Origin of the sequence: Vibrio mediterranei, assembly GCF_013364395.1 — a bacterium.
GTDB classification, from domain to species: Bacteria; Pseudomonadota; Gammaproteobacteria; order Enterobacterales; family Vibrionaceae; genus Vibrio; species Vibrio mediterranei.
On the sequence record NZ_JABXGK010000008.1, the window covers coordinates 279,992 to 299,946 of the forward strand.

Consider the following 19,955-nt stretch of genomic DNA (forward strand, 5'->3'; position numbering starts at 1 on the left):
TAACAAATTATTTATCATAATGACCAAGTTTAAGTATTATCAAATAAACAAAGTAAGATATGAAAGATGAGTGTTTAGTTATCTGATAAGCCTTATTCATAAATGTATTCAGGTAGTTAGCAAAAATAGTGCTTGTTTCTGTCTCCATGGCACGCGATATGCTTAATATTAGTAAAGATAATCATTATTATTTAAGCGTAGAGGTGAGGTCGTTATGACACAATTACACTTAGACAGTCCTTTGCAAGAGGCGAATGCAGAGTGGTATCAAATTACCAGCCTTGAAGTCACACCAAGAGCTGTTTCAAACCGAACATCGTCGTGGCTAGCTACACTGCTATCACGTTTTCTAACATTCTAATTTTACTGATAAAAGTATTGGAGACTTCCATGAGCCATTTAAGAATTCCTTCACATTGGACCATTCAACGTTCTACTCCATTTTTCACCTCAGACACTGTGCCACAGGCGTTACTCACCCATCACAATACTGCAAAGGGTGTGTTTGGACAGTTATGTGTTATGGAAGGTACAGTCACCTACTATGGGTTTGCGGATGAAAATGCGGTAGAGCCAGAAACAAAAGTTGTCATTCATGCAGGACAATTTGCTACCAGCCCCCCACAATACTGGCATCGCATCGAAATAAGTGACGATGCTCAGTTTAATATTAATTTCTGGTCTGAGAGTGATAAGCAAGGCCAAAAAATGTTCCACGCTAAGTCGTAATCATCATGCACTAAACACGATGATCGAAAAATCAATGAATTAGGCCTCCAGGCCATCTTGGCTCCTCATACAGGAGCCTTTTTTCTATCTTGTGTTTTGTCATATAAACAATTTTTAGTCTTAATGATTATTATGAGGCATTGTCATAAAGATAATATTTACATGCCAGGTAGAATTAATATTCTTTAAATACAATGAGATATGTTTATATGAGAGGTTGGCACGCTCAATGCAATAGAAGAGATAGATTAAATGCCACGTTGATTATGTATAAGGTAGTAACATGACAATTCACGTAAAAAACAATATTCATTGGGTAGGACAACGCGATTGGGAAGTTCAAGACTTCCATGGTACAGAATACAAAATGACAAAAGGGACGAGCTACAACAGTTACCTTATTCGTGAAGAAAAGACAGTATTGATTGACACTGTTGACCATAGATTCAGTTATCAGTTTTTACAAAACTTAGAGATGGAGATCGACTTGCATTCTATCGACTTCATCGTTATCAATCATGCAGAGGAAGATCACTCCGGTGCCCTTGCAGCGTTGATGGAAAAAATCCCTAATACGCCAATTTACTGCACAGAAGCCGCCATAGACTCTATTGTAGGTCACCATCATCACCCTGAGTGGAACTTTAAAACGGTCAAGACAGGAGACACTATTGATATTGGCAATGGCAAACAACTTGTCTTTGTCGAAGCGCCAATGTTGCATTGGCCGGACAGTATGATGACGTATTTAACCGGAGATGCGGTGCTGTTTAGTAATGATGCGTTTGGTCAGCATTATTGTGATGAACGCCTATTCAATGATGAAGTGGACCAAGCGGAACTGTTTGAGCAGTGCCTTCGTTACTACTCAAATATCCTAACGCCATTCAGCGCATTAGTTACGGCGAAAATCAAAGAAGTGCTGAGTTTTAACCTTCCTGTGGAGATGATTGCGACCTCTCACGGTATCGTCTGGCGTGATAATCCTGTTCAAATTATCGAGAAGTATTTGCAATGGGCGGATAACTACCAAGAAGATCGCATCACTATCTTCTACGACACCATGTCGAATAACACTCGAATGATGGCTGATGCCATCGCACAAGGCATTCACGATGTGGATCCAGGCGTCGCAGTGAAAGTCTTCAATGTCTCGCGCCAAGACAAGAATGAAATACTGGCGAATGTGTTCCGTTCGAAAGGTGTACTCGTAGGATCGTCGACCATGAATAATGTGATGATGCCGAAAATTGCGGGCATGCTAGAAGAGATAACAGGTTTAAGGTTCAAAGAAAAGAAAGCAGCTGCGTTTGGTAGCTATGGTTGGAACGGTGGTGCTGTTGACCGTATTCATACACGCTTGACAGACGCAGGCTTTGAAACAACCGAGAGTATTAAAACTAAATGGCGTCCCGATGGCAAAGCAATGAGAGAGTGCAAAGCCTATGGGCAAAATGTCGCCAAGCAGTGGGCATTGAGCGATCTCAATGTCACTCCTATTGAATTCAATACGGCGTCGAGCGATGAGGGTAAAGCTACGTCCGAGTTATCCCATGATTCCGATTGCCAGTGCATGATCTGTACGGTGTGTAATTGGATATATGACCCAATTCAAGGAGAACCGAATCAAGGTGTTGAACCAGGGACGGCTTGGGACGATGTGCCTGACTATTTCTTGTGTCCAGAATGTAACCTAGGGAAAGACGTATTTGCGCCTCACATTAAAGAGGGCGTGGCATGAAGCAGTTCGACATTGTCATTGTAGGGAGCGGTTTTGCTGCCTATCAATTGGTTAAGTCATTGCGGCGTATCGACAACTCAGTCTCAGTGGCTGTAGTGACGGGTGATGATGGACATGACTATAACAAGCCAGATTTAAGTCATGTATTCACCAAAATGCAAACCGCTGAACAGGTCATCACTAAGCGGGCAGCACCGTTCGCACAAGAATATGGTATTGCGCTATATACCAACACTTGGGTCGAGCATGTAGACCCTCAGCTGCAGACTCTTGAAGTGGAGGGTGAAACGCTAGGCTTTGCAAAACTGGTCTTAGCGACGGGAGCGAGTCCCTTTATTCCAGTCTTTAAAGGCTCTGCATCCCAAGATTTCCTTACTCATAATTCGTTAATTGACTATGAGAAAAATCAAACACGTTGGCGAAACGCATCTCGTGTATTAGTACTGGGTGGTGGGTTAATTGGCGTGGAAGTGGCACTGGATCTTGCGAGTGTTGGAAAGCAGGTTTTCTTAGTTGAACCTGCTACAAGATTAATGCAGAACCAATTACCTGACTACATCGAATTGAAACTCAAGCAGGCATTGCAACAAGAAAGCATTAAGGTTATCACCGATGCGTTTGTGACTCATATTGATGAAGGTCCAGAAGCAAAACTTGTTACTTTGAATCAAGGTCAAGAGTTGATGGTTGATGAAATACTCGTGTGTGCTGGTCTTCGGGCCAACACGGTATTAGCGAAAAACATGGGACTGGAAGTGAACAAGGGTATTATCGTTGACGATTACCTCTGTACTTCCACTGCCAATATTTTCGCCCTAGGTGACTGTGCTGAAATTCAAGGAGAAGTAAGGGCGTTTTTACAACCTATCGTGATGAGTGCGAGTGCTCTTGCTAAAACGTTGACGGGAGACGCCACAAAGCTGACATTACCAACTATGCTGACTAAGGTAAAAACGCCAAACTACCCAATTCAGTTTGCTGGCGTTGTCCATGATAAACAGGTTACTCGCTGGAACTACGACGCTAGTACTAATGGTATTTTAGCTACCGCATTTAATGACAACGATGACATGATAGGTTTTATCGCGACACGAGGCCGAGCGCCTGAGTCGTTCAAATTATTAAGGGAGTTGGTCTAATACTCACGACCGCTGTTAAGAGAAAACAACACTCACCCCAGTCTTTGAGGTGAGTGTTTTTTGTTTCTTTCAGCACTGCTTAAAGCGCCTGTTGTTTTGCTTTTGTCTTAAGGCTTCTCTGCTTGCGAGGTTTAACCATCATTCGATAAACAACAGGGACAAAGTAAAAAGAGATCAATGTCGTGAGGACGGTACCACCTGCGATAGCCACGGCGAACGGTGGCCAGAAGCCTCCTCCTGCGATAATCAATGGCATAAATCCGCCAACGGTAGTGATAGTGGTTGAGGTAATATGGCGAGTACATGCCATAACTGCATCGACGGAAGCATCGATGTCGCCTGACGATGCTTTCTCATCTAATCTCAATTCCGCCAAAATTACGATAGCCGCGTTGATAGCCAGTCCCATGATGCCCAGCATCGCTATGATGACGGTAAAGCCAAATGGATAGTTGAAGACCCACACAGAGAGCAGCCCTAATCCTCCAGCTAATCCCGCCACCATAAAGATGATCGTACTTAACCTAAACGAATTGAACGACATGACGACGACCAAAATCATCAAGACCACCACAACCGAAATATTCGAAATAAGCAGACTTACAGAGCGGTCTCGTTCTGCGGACTCACCACCAAAATCGATATGATAACCCGCTGGTAAGGTATATTGGGACAAACGTTGTTGGAACTCATTAAGTACCGTTTGTGGTAGCACTCCCGCTTGGATATAGCCCTCAATGGTATTAACGCGCTCGCCATTGCGTCTGGTAATAGCGCCACGGCTGGTGGTGAGTTCAAGGTCGGCCAGTGTCGATACGCTGACACCTGTGGTATACGTATCGGAAGAAATAGGCAGACGTAAGTTGCCAAGGTGCGATAGGTTTTCGCGCTCTTCATTAGCAACACGTACACGAATAGGAATAGACTCGCTACCTTCTGTGACCGAACCGGTTTCTCGCCCGACTAACGTCGCTTGCAACATGTTGGCAAACTGGTTGAGCGTAATGCCATTGAGCTTGGCAGTATCTTCATCCACTTTTAACCAAACTTTTGGTGTACCGGGTTGCAGGGTTTCTCTGGTGTGTGTGACATGAGGCGTATTGGCAAGAATGAGACGGATATCCTCTCCTATAGATTTGAGCGTATCGAGATTCTCACCATAGACTCGTAACTCTATTGGTGCTTTAAACGGAGGACCTTGTTCTAGTTTTCTCACCAAAATTTGAGCGGAAGGGATTTCTCTGTTTAACCTCTCCTGAAGCTCTGGAATGACTTTATTAGCGGTTTGGAATGAATCCATTTTAACCATGGCTTGTGAGAAGTACGGCGCGTTGTTTTGCGTGGCTTGTAAATTGTAGTAGAACGATGGGAAGTTAGCGCCAACTAACCAATCGACTCGCTCTACACCTTCATAGGAACGAATGATGTTGTCCACAAGCTCCGTAGACGCCTCAGTCGCGTAAATACTGGCTTGTGGAGGTAAAAATACTTGTACCTCAAACATGTCTCGATCCGAAGGTGGAAAGAACTGTTCAGTCAGTTGAGAGATACTCCAATAGCCAGTAATGGGGACGGCTAAGACAAGTAGCAAAGAAATAGCAGGGTGTTTGATCGCCTGTTTTACTGAACGAGCAAAAGCATGGGTCAAAGCGGGAATGCGAAGCCCTGTATTGTACCAATGGTCTCCCGACGCGTGGCTAGGCAATAGCATAGTCGCGAACCCAGCAATGACGGTGTGTGAGAGGATATAAGAACCCACTAAAGAAAAGGACACAGTGATCGCAATCGCGCCTACAAATTCTCCGGTAGCGCCGGGCATCAGAATAATTGGAGCAAAAGCGAGAATGGTGGTGAGTGTTGAACCTAACAACGGCACCCATAGATGTGACAGTGCATTGATGGTCGCCTCTAAGCGAGCCTGACCTTTTAATCGATAGCTTTGGATGGTGTCCACCATGACCACAGCGTTATCCACCATGATTCCCAATGCGACGATAAGTCCTGTCACCGACATTTGGTTAATAGGGATGCCCGTCATTTTCATTAGTGACAGGGTAAACATTGAAGTTAGGGGCAGCGCAATAGCGACCAGCACGGCTGCTCTTACGCCTAAAGTCACAAACAGTACAATCAGAATCAGACTAAAACCGATAAGCAAGCTTTGCCCCAGATCGACCAAACGTGTCGTCGTGTAACCTTGTTGATCAAAGAGAATGTTAACCTTGATATTGCTGGGTAAATCTTGCTGAAAACGTTCAATGACCTTCATTGCTCTAGCGGTCCATTGATCAACACGTAACTCAGGCACCATTCGAGCTGCAACAATAACACCGGGTTCACCATCAATGAGTGCCATTTCACTTTCAGGTGTCTTAGCGCTGCGAGTGACGCTGGCAACATCTTCGAGTCGAATAATATGACCGTTATCGTCAACGATCAAAGGCACTTGTTTAATTCGCTCTATCGAATCCAATTCTGACTCAATTTCCAGCCCAAAGCGCGCGAAATGGTTGACTAGCTGGCCAGCAGAGTTTTTCGCGTCTGCGCCTGTTAGGCTATCACCGATGTTGATACTTGAGCGGCCAAACGCCGCGGTGTCAGCAGTCCGCAGGTTAACTTGAATCTCTTCTTTTGGCATGCCGTATTCATCGACAAACTCAGTGCCTGATAATGTTCTGAGTCTTTTAGCTAACTCTTTAGCATAACGACCTAATGTTAGAATATCGGTTTCACCAGGGCCGTCCCAAGTTAGCGCGGAAATGATGGTAAAGGCGTAGGTGTGGTCACTGTCTAAATCAGGGGCGCCTGAACCGGTTGGCAAAACAGGGGTGATGTCGGACAGTTTATCTCTTGCTTTGGACCAGACTGGCTCTGGCTCTGTAATCTCATCCTTCAGCTCTATTGTGACAATAGAGATGCCTGGCCTAGATGTTGAACTTAGTAGTTTGACTTCACTAAGCTCCCTAAGTTTGTTTTCCACTACCTCAGTAACTAAGGTTTCGACTCGCTCAGCACTTGCGCCCGGAAAGCTTGTCGTTACATTGGCAAAACGGTTCGTGATAATGGGATCTTCTGCTCTTGGTAATGACGAAAATGCGGCGAGACCGCTAACGATCAACAGAGCAGTCATTAAAATGAGTAACCGAGTATTGGTAATGATTTGAACTGCTTTCATATCACCACCTATTGATATTGAGAGCTTATTTGTACGGGTTGGCCCGGAACAACGCGGTGCAGGCCACTGGCAATGATAGACTCGCCATTGGCAAGTGAACCATTGATAAAGGCACGTTGGCTATCGGCGTATAAGACGTTCACACTGCGACGTTCTACTTTACTATCGGCGCCTATAACATAAACATTCCACACTCCTCGCAAGCCATCAATAAGTGCAGTGAGTGGAACCCAGTAACCTGGTTCGTCAATTGTTTGTTCGAATGCCAAATAAGCCAGTTCTCCCTCCAAAACATGAGCATCTTCAGGAAACTGATAGCGCAGTGACACGCTGCGTGACTTGGTGTCTACCATCGCTCCTGGGTTAAGAAGTGTGACGCCATAATGAGCATTAGAGACTCGCACATCAGGAGAAGTCAGTTGGGTGACGCGTTCAAGCTGTTGAGCTGGAATACCAATAAAGGCTTCTTTACCGGCACTGGCGAGCAGTACTAAGGTTGGTGTTCCGACGTTGACAACATCCCCAAGAGAGACATGTCTCTTGGCAATAACGCCTGAATAAGGGGCAAGGATGGTCGACTTTTCTTGTTTTAGCTTATTTGCGTTCCACGCGGCTTGTAGCCTCACAAGATTGGCTTGCAATACGCCTTCTTGGCTTGTGAGGGCGTCGATTTCGGCCTCCGCACTGAAGCCTTTTGACTTAAGAGACTGTTGACGTTTTAGATTGGCTTCAACCAGTTTTAGCTGGGCTCGCACTTCATTATTTTGTGCCCTTAACTGGTTAGCTTCGGTGACCAATAAATCCGTATCGAGTCTAATGAGTGGTTCGCCTTTTTCTACGACATCACCCACATCGACAAATAACGCATCCACTTTGCCAGATAGCTCAAAGCCAAGATTAGCTTGTTGACCTGCTTTTACTGTACCGACGTATTCCCTTTGAACCTTGTATGAAGGGCTTAACGTAATTTCAGTGGTGGAAACAGTCAAAGGCTCGACCGTCTCTACCTCTGGTTGCTCTGATTTTTGACAACCTTGTAGCAAAATCAGAATTGCTAGTGCTGATGCTTTTGTTAGTAATTGCTTTGTTTGCATCATAGACATCCTATAAACCTAACCTATTGGTCATAGAATAATCACAATCAAACTAGACTGTCTAGTTTGATTGTGTTAAAAATTAGTTATTCCAAAGGTTGCTACTGGTATTGTGAGCATGATCCAAAAAAGTGAACAGAAGAGACTACAGATATTAAAAGCGGCGGGTGAGTTGTTTTGCGAACATGGCTACAAGGTGAGCATGGATCAGATCGCTAAACTAGCTGACGTCTCAAAGCAAACGGTCTATTCTCATTTCAAAACTAAAGACCAGCTGTTTGAAACCTGCATTCAATATCGATGTGAGCAGCGCGCGATTGATGAATCGGCGTTAAGTTTGGATAGTCCGATCAAGCCTACTTTGGTGGAGTTTGGTGTTCGCTTTCAGAACATGCATCTTGAAGAGCAAGTTCTGCAAACGTTTCGAAATGCAGTAGGGCAGGTGAAGTCTCACCCTCAAATATCTGCACTCTATTTGCAATCTGGACCTCAAAAAACACTTCATGTTCTAGCCCATTATCTTCAACGTCATCATGAAAAAGGTACGATTTCTCTTCCCAACGACTCAGAAAATGCAGCGATGCAACTTCTACTGATGTTCCATGGAAAAGCCGCTTACTGGGCGTTTTTAGGTGAGAGTGGAGTGCAAACTGAAGCACAGCGCAAACAATATATAGAAGAGTGCGTTACGCTATTTCTATTGGGTTGCTAACCGACGATAAGTGGTGATTGGCATTTTCGGTTTTACGTTGCTGAAATATATGAATAATCGACTCATTAAGCCAGTTGACTAGCGCACTATTTTGGTGGCGACTGTGAAAATAGGACAATGCAGGATACTGCGCTTCAGGTAATACTTGGTCAGGACTTAGCATGACTAAATTTGGGTAGTTATGTATCGGGAAGCAGTTGGTGGTTCCCATAAACATATCCGATTGCTGCACAACATCAATAAGTGCAACTGGGTATTCGGAACTAAACCCCACTTCTAGTGGATACCCCAGGCGTTTGAAGATTTCAACGGTAGGGCTTGTATATTTACTGTAGTTACTGACGATTAGTCGTGCCAATGGATACTTCGACATAGACTCAACCGTTACCTTTTTCTTAGTAATCGGGTGCTCTTTTCTAACGAGTAAGCAAGCGTTAATCTCACCAATTGTTCGCTTTTCCATGAAAGGGTAGCTGTCGGTTAATTCAGCATTGATCCCTAGTAGTATTTCTCCCTTTTCGATAGCGGTTACTGTTTGATCATTCCACGATGCAATATGGATTCGTAGGCCTGGAGCATGTTCACGAAAATAGCGATACAATTCACCAGAAATGGAGAAAACAAAGCTCGAAGAGAGGGCAATGGTAATGTCTTGGTCTAACTGAGCCGGGTCAAAGACATCACTATCATTGACGACATTTTCAATATCGTACAATAGAGGAAGTAACGAGCTCGATAGCTGCTCAGAAAATGGAGTTGGAGCTAAGCCTGATTTCACTTTAACGAATAATGGGTCATCAAATTGATGACGCAATTTTTGTAGTGATTGACTGACAGCTGGTTGAGATACGTACAAACGTTCCGCCGCTTTACGCATGTTTTTCTCTTCGTAAAGCACCTTGAACACTCGAAGAAGATTAAGATCGAGATTGGCAAAACGGTCTTTCGGCACTGTATTACTCGGTTTTATGGATGACATGGGAATGTTAGCACTTGCAATGTTAGAAATACGTCAAAAGCCAACGTGGAATCACATTGGCTTGGTATAGGTGGTTTAACTGCCTGTTATCTATTAGGTTAGAATTTGTAACCAACCGTAAATGATAGGTAGTCTGCGTCAAGATCACCATACATTGGTAGATCGACGCGAAGATCTGCGTATAAGCCCATGTCAAGTTGGCCACGCACGCCAGCACCGAGATAGACACTTGAGTCATTGCCCGTTATTTTGCCATAGTTCGATGTATTGATTTCATCACCTAGGAAAGCAAGACCAACTACACCGTAAGGTTTAATCCACCCTTGACCAAGGTCAAAGGCGTAACCAATATCAGTATCAATTTTTAAGGTGCGAGCTTTGTAATCCAATGTTTCATCGTAGAATGGAACGTAAACATCATCCTGGTTCCAAGCATAAGACACGTTGATACCAAAGATTTGGTTGAAATCATAACCGTATTCAACTTTGACGCCTGTGCCTAAATTCCAGCTTCCCAGTGAGTCACTAAATTCTAGGCTTGAAGCACCTATACCAACACGATGACCACTAAAATCTGTATTTGCAAATGCGCCAGTTGAGATTGCTGCGATAGCGGTGGCAAGAACTAACTTTTTCATTACTAACCCTTAATTGTAAAAGCAATCCTGCTTGTGGTTTGCATTCCGTGCTCTGTTTCGATGAGGGCTAGTGTAATGATTGGTTAAAAAGACACTAATCATCAGTTATTAATAGTCTGATAACTCCTGCTTATGACCCCACTGTTAAATAGTCCTTGACCTCAAGCTAACTTGAGGAATTACGCTAAGATCCAATCACTAACAGAAGGAATAATACGATGAATGGATATATCGAGCATGCCAACATTACGCTAGTTAACCCTAGGAAAACGATAGAGTTTTTATTAGCAGCATTACCAGACTGGCGGATTAGAGGTCAAGGAAAAATGGAAGAATGGTATGGCAAGGAAGTGGAGTGGTTTCATGTCGGAGATGATCGCTCTTACATCGCAGTCCAATCGGGAGGTGATGGTCGAATAGCAGATTGGAACAACCATTGGACAGGCGTAAAACACATAGGAATCGTCGTAGATGACCTTGACGAAACAGTTGAACGGCTAAAAATCGCAGGTTATGAATTGGATCATTGGGGAGGAGAGCATCCCCATCGTCGTAGTGCTTATTACGTGGAGGATCATAATATGCAGTTTGAGTTTGTCGAATATTCCTCAAACAACAGTTCGGAACGAAATGACTATAGTATTTGATAATGTCCTATGAGTATTATCAATATGTCGGGGATTCGATGGGGGCTTAGCTAATGTATTGATATAAATGAAATTTCCACTTTTTGATTCTAATTGTTCATAGGTGGAGTGATGAAGGTTTAGATCTACGAATAGCTGTCATTTGTTGAAGTTTAAAACTTGAACTAACGTGTTCTTATCAATGCTACACAAGAGAACCTGTTATGACTGATAAAAAAGAAATCACTAGTGATGTAGAAAAACAGCGTCAAGAATTGATGGCGAGATTGAAAGGTGCTCAAAACCAGATGAAAAACTCCGGTTCTGATAAAAGCAACGCTTCAGGCTTCCTAGATGTGATGATCAAAAGCACCGGAACTTTTGAAAAACAGTAGTAAACGTATGCCCAAACCATCGTTTGGGCGTACTTTAGTGGTTACCCTAATGACCGGCATCTAACAGCACTATTAATAACCTTCACGCTGTATTCATTGTTCTGAGAATTCTTCACTGTCAATCCTCACATACCTTGTTACCGTAAAAGTTCATACAATGGACTGCGATAACACTATGGATTTATGGATAAAACTAGAATACCTTGCCTTACAAATTTGGGCGATTTTTGTCATTAGGGCGCTACTATTTGACCAATAGTTTGGTGGCAATTAGCCAACTTGAGTCATTTCGTTAAGCGTAAAACTCTCAACGGCGCCGTCGGTTGCGGCTTTGTATTGAGCAATATGTGGTGCGGCTAAGTGTGCCATTAACAGCTCGCGCGACTCCCAGTTTTCGTAAAATACAAAGTGCGCAGGGTTTTCATTATCTTGGTGTAAGTCGTAGTTGATACAACCTTGTTCTTTACGTGTGATATCAATGAGTTTAAGAAGCTCTGATTTCACAAGTTCAATCTGATCAGGTTTTGCAATGATGTTAGCGACGATAGTCAGCTTTGCCATGGTATTTCCTCGTTAGAATGGATCTTTTGGTTGGTGATAACTGGATAACAACATCTTATCTTGGCTTAAATAAAACAAAAATAATGAGAGATTTGAAAGATTATCAAACCATCATTGATAATCGACGTGTTTCTGGAGTCGAACCGCTTCGGCACTCACAAGTATTCAAACAATTCAGTTAAAGCGATGTGAGCGGCGCAGATGGACTCATATACGCTCTACCAACTTCTGCAATGTTGCAATCAAAGTTCTTTGTTCTTCATCTTCAAGCCCGGCTAGCAACGCTTGATTGACTTCGACCGGTAGGTGAATGACTTCTTCCTTAAGGGCTTTCCCTTTGTCTGTCAAAAAGATCCTGAAGGAGCGACGACTTTCTGGGTCGGCACGTCGCTCGACCAATTCTAGAGCTTCTAATTTGTCGAGTGTTCTAGTCGTTGTTGAGCTCTCTACCTTGGACATTTGCGCAATCTCTCGTTGAGTGACGCCCTCCTTTTCCCACAAACACATTAGAGTTGGCCATAACGCTAGCGTCAGTCCCTTTTCTCGCAATCTCTTATCAAACTCTTTTGATGCATGATTTGCCACAACATTTAATAGCCAACCAAAGCTGGTTTGGCGTTCGAATTCTGTCTTCATTTTTACACCATTGAAAAAGCAACTATTGTCATCGTAACTAATATTGAGATGATTAGCACTAACAACGCTTTAAAGTTGCTCGATAAAGAAGGAGATAGTGCATCTGCGTTGAGTATCTGTTGCCCTGTGAACATAGACATAAGCAGACTTTTGCCACGTAGTTTGTAGATAACAATAGCTCCAACGTGCAGCGCGACCATGATTGGTAACATGTCAGCGAATAATGCGTGAGTGGTGTCTGCAATGTCATAAAGAGGCTCGGGAATAAAAATGCCGATACTCTCCAAACCATCAAACATTCCAGCTAAAAGCATGCCGGTAACACACTGAATGAGTAATGTACCGATCATTGCAACAACCATGACTGCACCTAGCGGGTTATGCCCAACATATGAGATTGCCTTACCGAATGTATATCGGACAATTACTTTTGGATGCTTAAGAAAAGAACGGAATCGGCTACTTTCACTACCAATAAAACCCCATATCACGCGCCAAAGTAGTAATGTAAATAAAACTAGTCCCAATTGGATATGGGGCCCTTGATTACTAAAGCCAGTGAATACTAGTCCCGCAAAAACAAGGGCTTGAATCCAGTGGTAGAGTCGAGTCGCAAGATCCCAAACTTTAACTTTTTGCATAATTTGATCCTCTAGTCTTAAACAGTTGACATTAATTTACACAGCAACTGTTGCGTATGCAATAATTGTTGTGTAAATTAAATGCGTCAACAACAATATACAAAGCAGGTGGAGGAAATATGTTCACTCATCATTCGACGACCAAATTAGTATTCTTGCTCGCACTATCGACAGGTATTTCATCTCTAGCGTATTCCGCTCCGGACTCAGCAACATTAGACATCATAGACGCTCGGCAAAAAGCCTTTACAGCCCTTGAGTCACAAACTAAGGCCGTTAATAAAACGCTCGATGGTAGTGATACCGACTGGCAGACTTTGTTAGAAGCGAGCGAGCAACTTGTGGCTAACAGTGATGCGTTAAACGGTGCCTTTGTTTTAGGGACTCAAGAAGGAAGTAAAGCGAAAGAAAGCGTGTGGAGTAAGCCAGAAAAATTCAATCGATTAATGCAACAGATGCAACAAGGCTATCAGCAGGTGGCGCTTGGTGCGCAAAATCAATCTATTGCAGAAGTCGAGAAGGGGCTAAAGGCTGCGGAATCTACGTGTAAAAGTTGTCACCGCAGCTATCGCTCACGTTGGTAAGAAGTATCATTTGAATTAGAAGGTAAAGTCATGAGAAAAATAATCAAAAATCTATTTGTTATCGGTGCACTTCTTGTAGGGGCTAGCTCTGCTTATGCGTACGATTATGGCGTAGAGTTGAAGTGGAACACTGATGATATCGCACAAGTACTTAAGACGATGCCGGAACAGCGAGCATCATTTAAGAAGCTGGTGGATAACGGAAAAATCAAAGACATGTTTGTCGAAAATAGCCAAGTAGGCGGACAGAAAACACAGCTACTAAAATTCGTTATGGAAGCAGAAAGCGAGCAATCGGTGCGTGACCAGCTAGCAAGTTTACCTTTGTACCAACAAGATTTGGTAAGAATAAACCACATTCAGTTGTTAGGATCAAAGTGGTTAGACAACACACCGAAAGCGAATAATTTTGGCCTCACCTTCATTTGGAAGTCTGGGGTAGAGCCTTTGGAAATTGACCGAGTATTGGGCATTGATTTACAGCGAGTGATAGCACTTAATCAAGTTGGCACGGTAACCTCGTCGTACATCAATACTCAGAATTTAGAGAGTGGTGTTGTCAGGCCCACTTATTTGGTGGCGGTGCTTGCCAAAGATGCCGCACATGCTTTGGAAATGAGTAAGCAATTTGAGGCGGTGACAATGGGCTACGCCGACGTGCAAGTAGAGCCTCTGGGTCACAAGCTAGATATGAGTAAATTGTAAAACACAAAGTGCTGCAATCAAGTTTCGGTTGCGGCCTACCTTTCTATTCCACTGGCCTGCATAACCTTATACTATCCATAGAGTTTATTCAGATTGAAGTAGGATAAGACATGACGACAAAGTCACTTTTTGTGTTTGATATGGATGGCGTACTTATTGAGTCAGAACCTTTTTGGCGAAAGGCGCAGATTGAAGTGTTAGCTAATTACGGAGCGAGCGCCACGATTGACGACTGCATTGAAAACACTATGGGAAAACGACTTGACGATATCGCTGCTACATGGATTCAAATGTTTAACTTGAGTGTGGATGCTAAGGTGTTGGAATCAGAGATAATGCAAAGAGTAGTTGCACTTGTCGAACAGGAAGGCGAGGCGATAGAGGGTATTCCGACACTGATTTCAGACTTAAAACAAAGAGGCTTTCGCCTCGCTCTAGCCAGCTCTTCTGCTTATCCAATTATTCATGCGGTGACTGAAAAACTAGGTATACAAGACAGCTTTGACTTGATGTTAAGCGCAGAAGACGTACCAAATGGTAAACCAGCTCCCGATGTCTATTTGGAAGTTTGTCAGCGATTAGATGTTCCAGTGGAGCAGGCATTCGCATTAGAAGACAGCCTAACAGGTGTGAAAGCCGCTGTTGCGGCGCAGCTAACCACCATTGCTATGCCTTTTGAAAATAACCCTGCGTTTTCAATTGCGGATTGTGTCGTGGAGTCGGTGCAGGATGTAATAACAATGGTTGATAGTCATGCCGTGGCATGAGAAAACGAGCCAATAGATGTAAAAATGTGAGTTGCTAAGAGGCAACTCACGGAAACTCTTACTTTTCTATATTTGTCATCACTTTATGTTTTTTAGATAATCAACACAGGCTAATTTTGCTCTATCATTGACTTCGATAGATTCGTTTGCTCTCAGCTCTAGGTAGATTAATACGCAATGTTCAAGTGCAGACTTCAACGATTCCTTTTCTGGTAACGCTACAGTTTTTTCTAGTTTCTTAGCAAACTCTGGTAGCCTTTTTTCTATGGTACGTACGCCAGATGGCGTTAAACCCGCTTGCTTGAGGGCAAGGGGGGACAGAGCATGAAAACGCAGAAAAGAGAGAAACTCTAACGTTTCAAAATATTCACCTCGAGCTATTTTCGTTGCAGCATAATGCGTCCAAATCCAGATGCGATCCTCGATCCATTGTGGGTCAGGTTGAGGGTAGCTTGGTTTGGCAGTGGCAAACACATCGCTCAACATGCTGTCTTTTTCCCAAAGAACTTGAGTATCATCGACTCGTACTGCAGCATCAGGTAGTGAAACAAACTTGAAGTCGACGTGAACAAGTTCCAATTCACCGAATACAGACACAATGAGTCTGGGTTCACCCACATGTTCACCGGTAAAGGCTGCTAGCATATCGTCAAATTGACTTAGTATATCGAAGCGTTGTGCCATAACTTCTTGATAGTATTTAGGTTCGATAGCAATAACAAAGTCTAAGTCGCTATATTGGTCCATAGTGTCAGACGCGTAAGAGCCACTGCAACCAATGCCGCAAAATCGAGGATCCTGAGAGAGTACACTGACGATTTGTTCAAGTTGTGCACGATGAGCGGAAGGAAGTGATTTCGGAAACTTCATATTTTACCTTCTAAGATAGGTTGGTGAGTGCAACTGCTGGTGCGGTAAAATTTATGCAGCATTACAGGATATCAACTTATGACTTACTATCAAGCTTTATTAGGATGCTTGTTAGTTTCAAGTGCCGACTAATATAGAACTATCTGACACAGAGGTTCGCAAAAGGGTTGGTCAAAGTGTTGATCAACGACACGCACTTTGTAAAAGCTATGCTAGCTATGATGTGAAAAAGGAATGACAAACTTCATTCCTTTAGAAGATCTTTAAATCAAACGCAATGCTCAAACTATAAGAAGCAGGTCGCCGAAATCTTGTTTCCAGCCGGATCTCTTAGGTATGCCATATAGAGTTTACGTTCATCGGTATCTCTGATTCCAGGTGGATCTTCACAGGCGATCCCACCATTTCTAACTCCGACCTCATGCCATATGTCAACCTGTTCTGGCGAGGTTGCAAGAAATCCGATAGTCATGCCATTGCCGTGAGATGCTAGTTGACCATCAATTGGTGTCGTAAGACCTAGTACCCCCGTTGGACTGAAATACATACAGCGCCCTTTTGCGTCTAGTACCCCTTCACCGTATCCTAAAACGGACATAGTTGAGTCATAAAACGCCTTGGAAGCTGGGATATCGTTGGCGCCTAAAAATACGTGGCTATACAAAATAAATCTCCTTTACCGCTATTTCCATTAAACCTTATAGCAAATATCGATTGAAAATAGATCGACAAAGTTATGTTGCAGTTTGCGTATCAAGCCACGTGATGGTTTGTAGTTACATTAACTGCTCACGTTGTTGAGCCGGTGAAAGCCCATTCCAAGAGGTGTAAGCCCGAATAAATGAGTTGCATTCTTGGAAGCCTAATAAAAAAGAAATCTCACTCACAGGGAGCTCGGATTTAATGAGGTAATCTTTCGCCAAGCTTTGCCGAACCTCTTGAAGTAACTCTTGAAAAGTCAGATTTTCATGGGACAGTTTGCGCTGCAATGTTCGTTTGCTCATGGCCAGTTCACGAGCAACATAATCGATACTGCTTTGCCCCTGAGGTAGTGCATCGAGCAGGACTTTCTTCACGTGATCGACAACGTTTTGTTTGCCAACGGTTTCGCTGAGCTGTTTTTGCAACTCACTATCAAAGCACTTTAACATCAACTGATTACGGGTCAAAAATGGCGTATTTGCATCTTTAGAGCTGAAACGGATACTGGTGTTGCTGCCTAGGGTAATAGGGCAACCAAAATAGCTTTCGTACTGATCCAAGTTGTCTGGAAGTGCAGGGAGCTCAACGCGCAGTGGTGCAATATTCTGGCGCGTTGCTAGACGCGTTAGTTGAGTGAAGAAAATAAGCTCCGAGAGATTCAGGCAAAGTGGTAATGGCGCTTCAAATCCGTAGCAGCTAATGAGTAACTCCGTATATTCATCATTGGTATCAATATCCAATACCATTGGGCCAATAAGGGGTTTGTATTCCTGAAGACGTTTTGCTGCTGCATTAAGGTTAGGTGTGCATATGGCGGCATAGATAGGGACATCGAAGAACTCCAGGCTCATCACTTTGGCAAATTCTAACGGCATATCTCGCCCGTGTGCTGCGAGATCAACACCATGCCACAATTGGAAGTATTGAGACGGGGAAAGCTGTACTTTTTCTTGTGCGAATAGCCCTTTGGGCAGTTTCGCGTAAGCAAGTACTTCCTCTATGTTTAGATCTAGGTCGTTGAACATCAGTTTCCAGTTTGGTGGAATAACGAACTTATTGGCTCTCTTCATTTCAATACTTCTATTTAGGTGAGGTAATGTGATGTTATTTGCGGTTTTTCTCCATCGCTTTGCGCGAAATTTTCAGTACCATCTTACGGGGAAGGAAAGGAACAATCCAATTCAGCATGAACTTCAAACCTGGCTCATTGAATGCAATCAGTTCGCCATTTTCCATTGCTTGATAGCCACACTCAGCAACGGAACGCGGTGTTTTCGCGTTCTTCCAAACATCCACACCTTCGAGATTTCCTGCTTCAACAAACCCTGTCGCGACTGCACCTGGACATAAGGCTGTAACGGAGATGTTGTGTTCCTTTACTTCTTCAGCGACCGCTTGGCTAAAAGAGGTCACGTATGCTTTTGTTGCGTAGTAAACGGCTTGCAAAGGACCGGGTATGAAAGAGGCTGTGGACGAAACATTAAGTATCTTACCCTTGTTTCGTTCTACCATGCCTTTTAAATAAAGGTGGGTGAGGTTAGTCAAGGTAACCATGTTTACTTGCATCATTGCTTGCTCATCTTCAAGAGTACGTTCATGAAAATGACCATGACCACCGAAGCCTGCATTATTAATCAGTATATCGATTTGGATCCCAGCCGCTTCCGTTTGTGCAAACAACGAGTGCGCAGAGTCAAGCTTGGCTAAGTCGGCGGGTAGAACGGTAACGTTAATGCCAAATTGGCTTTCAAGCTCAGCTTTCAATGCTTCGAGTTTCGCTTGAGAACGAGCGACTAAAACTAAGTCACCACCTTTTTGCGCGTGGACTTTAGCCAGTTCAAGTCCGATGCCACTTGATGCGCCAGTAATAAGTGCTGTGTTCGCCATGATGAATCTCTCCCAGTGTTAGGTTAACGATGAAAGTGTCATTGTTTGATGGAGAGATTATAGGTCTACAAATGGTGCCACCTCATATCAGATCACGCCATTGTGAATTCCGATCATGCCAAAGTTAAATGCACACAAGGTTTGCGCACATCTAACAGTTTATAGATAGAATGATAAATTAATTAATATCAATAACTTGATAGCCATCAATGGTTCTGAAGATGTCAAACTGCTTGTAAGTAGTGTTGGCGAAATCAATAGTATCGATATCGACTTTGCGAATCTGTTGGTTGTCGTAGGTACGGAAGTAATAGTCTTTGTTGTTAATATCAGTGACATTCGAATAGCCGGTCATTTGTGGATTTTCGGGATCGAAGTGTCGCCAATACAGGGTCCCTTGCACCACATCAACACTATTGATCATTGACCATGCACGGTTAACTGCATCAAAGTCAGTAACGATTCTGGTGCTATCTTGAGTCGCGTTTAATGCCACCATTTGTTGGAAACGTCCAGTGGGTGAGCGGTCAAAACCTTTAAAGGTCTCTTCTGCAAACTGTACTTTTGCATCATCATAACCTTTACCATCAAGCATCATCTGCGCCAGTTCTACTTGAACAGGATAGACTGGATCATTGGTCATGACGCCGAGATCGTTTTCGTAAATCTCGGCTATGCCATCGCCTTGAGTATGTTCCACTACGACCTTACGCTCACCATCGTTGATTGCAAGATGTACCCCTATAGCGCCGACCCCTGCCATTTTACCAAGATGCACTTTCAGATTATGAAGTATCGTGACTGCTTCATCGGTTGAACGTGCGTTACCAAGAATGTAAGCCCCAAGTGCGATCTGTGAAATATCACCCTTACCTGCTGGTAGATAATCCGCAGCTCCGAGTGCTAGTGCCTCAACCGAAACACCATGCTCATTAATGCCTGAAGACACCATATCTTCTTGACCATGTTGCATCCCAACAAAGCCATATTTAGCCGTAAACTCAGCGAACTCATGCCCTCTTGGAACGACTGTGAGCATCTCATGAGCTTCAAATGGCAATTCCATAGTGCGAGCTACAAAGGATTTATCATTAGCTTCAAAAGTTGCATAGGTGCATGCATCTGCGGTACCAACAATTACCCCACTGGTTGTTGCGGTTAGTAACAGTGTAAGAATTGACTTTTTCATTTGTTCGCTCCGAATCTTTGATAGATAACATCCTTGCCTAAAGAAGTACCTACTTGGTTTGAATGACAATCTAAAGTGAGCAACTAATGGATTCAAAATAGGAACCATTGTTATAACCAATAGATGGAGCGTTGGTAGGGGGGCTAATTAGGAGGAGATTAATGAAAAAACCCGCCTCGCAGCGG

Annotated in this window: 22 protein-coding genes; 10 read left to right on the top strand and 12 right to left on the bottom strand. The window is 43.4% G+C overall.

Features of this window, described 5'->3' with window-relative positions:
- Positions 1 to 214 precede the first annotated feature (214 nt).
- The 4 genes from HOP38_RS18280 (at position 215) to norW (ending at position 3,609) form a co-directional block, all read left to right on the top strand.
- A complete protein-coding gene (locus HOP38_RS18280; protein WP_164491498.1) occupies positions 215 to 361 on the top strand; it encodes a hypothetical protein in 147 nt (48 codons plus the stop codon).
- 29 nt (positions 362 to 390) lie between these two features.
- Positions 391 to 729 carry a TehB family protein gene (locus tag HOP38_RS18285; protein ID WP_006069303.1) on the top strand — a complete coding sequence of 113 codons (339 nt, stop codon included), beginning with the start codon at positions 391 to 393 and terminating at the stop codon, positions 727 to 729.
- Between the two features lie 283 nt (positions 730 to 1,012).
- A complete protein-coding gene (norV, locus tag HOP38_RS18290) occupies positions 1,013 to 2,470 on the top strand; it encodes an anaerobic nitric oxide reductase flavorubredoxin (protein ID WP_198558639.1) in 1,458 nt (485 codons plus the stop codon).
- Positions 2,467 to 3,609: an NADH:flavorubredoxin reductase NorW gene (gene norW, locus HOP38_RS18295; RefSeq protein ID WP_124941747.1), complete on the top strand. Its 1,143-nt coding sequence runs from the start codon at positions 2,467 to 2,469 to the stop codon at positions 3,607 to 3,609. The genes norV and norW overlap by 4 nt, the downstream gene beginning before the upstream one ends.
- Before the next feature lie 79 nt (positions 3,610 to 3,688).
- Here norW and HOP38_RS18300 read toward each other — a convergent pair whose 3' ends face one another.
- On the bottom strand, positions 3,689 to 6,784 hold the full coding sequence (locus HOP38_RS18300) for an efflux RND transporter permease subunit (RefSeq protein WP_198558640.1): 3,096 nt from the start codon (positions 6,782 to 6,784) through the stop codon (positions 3,689 to 3,691).
- Positions 6,785 to 6,792: 8 nt separating this feature from the next.
- Positions 6,793 to 7,881 carry an efflux RND transporter periplasmic adaptor subunit gene (locus HOP38_RS18305; RefSeq protein ID WP_423250100.1) on the bottom strand — a complete coding sequence of 363 codons (1,089 nt, stop codon included), beginning with the start codon at positions 7,879 to 7,881 and terminating at the stop codon, positions 6,793 to 6,795.
- 109 nt (positions 7,882 to 7,990) lie between these two features.
- Here HOP38_RS18305 and HOP38_RS18310 point away from each other — a divergent pair, with 109 nt between their 5' ends.
- Entirely contained in the window at positions 7,991 to 8,590 is a 600-nt protein-coding gene (locus tag HOP38_RS18310; protein ID WP_198558641.1) for a TetR/AcrR family transcriptional regulator, read from the top strand.
- Here HOP38_RS18310 and HOP38_RS18315 read toward each other — a convergent pair.
- Together HOP38_RS18315 and HOP38_RS18320 are read right to left on the bottom strand one after the other, a co-directional pair.
- The gene (locus HOP38_RS18315) at positions 8,565 to 9,569 is read right to left on the bottom strand and encodes a LysR family transcriptional regulator (RefSeq protein WP_081411507.1); all 1,005 of its coding nucleotides are present in this window, start codon (positions 9,567 to 9,569) and stop codon (positions 8,565 to 8,567) included. The genes HOP38_RS18310 and HOP38_RS18315 overlap by 26 nt on opposite strands.
- Positions 9,570 to 9,667: 98 nt before the next feature.
- On the bottom strand, positions 9,668 to 10,207 hold the full coding sequence (locus tag HOP38_RS18320) for a porin family protein (protein ID WP_006069295.1): 540 nt from the start codon (positions 10,205 to 10,207) through the stop codon (positions 9,668 to 9,670).
- A 218-nt stretch (positions 10,208 to 10,425) separates the two neighbouring features.
- On the opposite strand from HOP38_RS18320, the gene HOP38_RS18325 reads away from it, so the two are divergent.
- Positions 10,426 to 10,854 carry a VOC family protein gene (locus HOP38_RS18325; RefSeq protein WP_006069294.1) on the top strand — a complete coding sequence of 143 codons (429 nt, stop codon included), beginning with the start codon at positions 10,426 to 10,428 and terminating at the stop codon, positions 10,852 to 10,854.
- Between the two features lie 203 nt (positions 10,855 to 11,057).
- A complete protein-coding gene (locus HOP38_RS18330) occupies positions 11,058 to 11,228 on the top strand; it encodes a hypothetical protein (RefSeq protein WP_006069293.1) in 171 nt (56 codons plus the stop codon).
- Positions 11,229 to 11,498: 270 nt separating this feature from the next.
- On the opposite strand, the gene HOP38_RS18335 is transcribed toward HOP38_RS18330, so the two are convergent.
- The 3 genes from HOP38_RS18335 to HOP38_RS18345 form a co-directional block, all read right to left on the bottom strand.
- On the bottom strand, positions 11,499 to 11,789 hold the full coding sequence (locus tag HOP38_RS18335) for a putative quinol monooxygenase (protein ID WP_198558642.1): 291 nt from the start codon (positions 11,787 to 11,789) through the stop codon (positions 11,499 to 11,501).
- A gap of 207 nt (positions 11,790 to 11,996) precedes the next feature.
- On the bottom strand, positions 11,997 to 12,425 hold the full coding sequence (locus HOP38_RS18340) for a MarR family winged helix-turn-helix transcriptional regulator (RefSeq protein WP_006069291.1): 429 nt from the start codon (positions 12,423 to 12,425) through the stop codon (positions 11,997 to 11,999).
- Between the two features lie 2 nt (positions 12,426 to 12,427).
- Positions 12,428 to 13,066, bottom strand: coding sequence for a cytochrome b/b6 domain-containing protein (locus HOP38_RS18345; RefSeq protein ID WP_198558643.1), 639 nt, complete (start codon positions 13,064 to 13,066; stop codon positions 12,428 to 12,430).
- 119 nt (positions 13,067 to 13,185) lie between these two features.
- On the opposite strand from HOP38_RS18345, the gene HOP38_RS18350 reads away from it, so the two are divergent.
- The 3 genes from HOP38_RS18350 (at position 13,186) to HOP38_RS18360 (ending at position 15,122) form a co-directional block, all read left to right on the top strand.
- Complete coding sequence (locus HOP38_RS18350; RefSeq protein ID WP_198558644.1) at positions 13,186 to 13,650, top strand: c-type cytochrome; 465 nt, start codon at positions 13,186 to 13,188, stop codon at positions 13,648 to 13,650.
- A 30-nt stretch (positions 13,651 to 13,680) separates the two neighbouring features.
- Complete coding sequence (locus HOP38_RS18355) at positions 13,681 to 14,355, top strand: hypothetical protein (protein ID WP_198558645.1); 675 nt, start codon at positions 13,681 to 13,683, stop codon at positions 14,353 to 14,355.
- A 110-nt stretch (positions 14,356 to 14,465) separates the two neighbouring features.
- Complete coding sequence (locus HOP38_RS18360) at positions 14,466 to 15,122, top strand: HAD family hydrolase (protein ID WP_198558646.1); 657 nt, start codon at positions 14,466 to 14,468, stop codon at positions 15,120 to 15,122.
- A gap of 78 nt (positions 15,123 to 15,200) precedes the next feature.
- Here the strand turns inward: HOP38_RS18360 and HOP38_RS18365 are convergent, their stop codons facing one another.
- The 5 genes from HOP38_RS18365 to HOP38_RS18385 form a co-directional block, all read right to left on the bottom strand.
- Positions 15,201 to 15,992: a nucleotidyltransferase domain-containing protein gene (locus HOP38_RS18365; protein WP_124941755.1), complete on the bottom strand. Its 792-nt coding sequence runs from the start codon at positions 15,990 to 15,992 to the stop codon at positions 15,201 to 15,203.
- A gap of 286 nt (positions 15,993 to 16,278) precedes the next feature.
- A complete protein-coding gene (locus tag HOP38_RS18370; protein ID WP_198558647.1) occupies positions 16,279 to 16,656 on the bottom strand; it encodes a VOC family protein in 378 nt (125 codons plus the stop codon).
- A 112-nt stretch (positions 16,657 to 16,768) separates the two neighbouring features.
- Positions 16,769 to 17,764: an AraC family transcriptional regulator gene (locus HOP38_RS18375; protein ID WP_198558648.1), complete on the bottom strand. Its 996-nt coding sequence runs from the start codon at positions 17,762 to 17,764 to the stop codon at positions 16,769 to 16,771.
- A 34-nt stretch (positions 17,765 to 17,798) separates the two neighbouring features.
- A complete protein-coding gene (locus tag HOP38_RS18380; RefSeq protein WP_006069283.1) occupies positions 17,799 to 18,581 on the bottom strand; it encodes an SDR family NAD(P)-dependent oxidoreductase in 783 nt (260 codons plus the stop codon).
- Between the two features lie 178 nt (positions 18,582 to 18,759).
- Positions 18,760 to 19,770, bottom strand: coding sequence for a linear amide C-N hydrolase (locus HOP38_RS18385; RefSeq protein ID WP_198558649.1), 1,011 nt, complete (start codon positions 19,768 to 19,770; stop codon positions 18,760 to 18,762).
- Positions 19,771 to 19,955 lie beyond the last annotated feature (185 nt).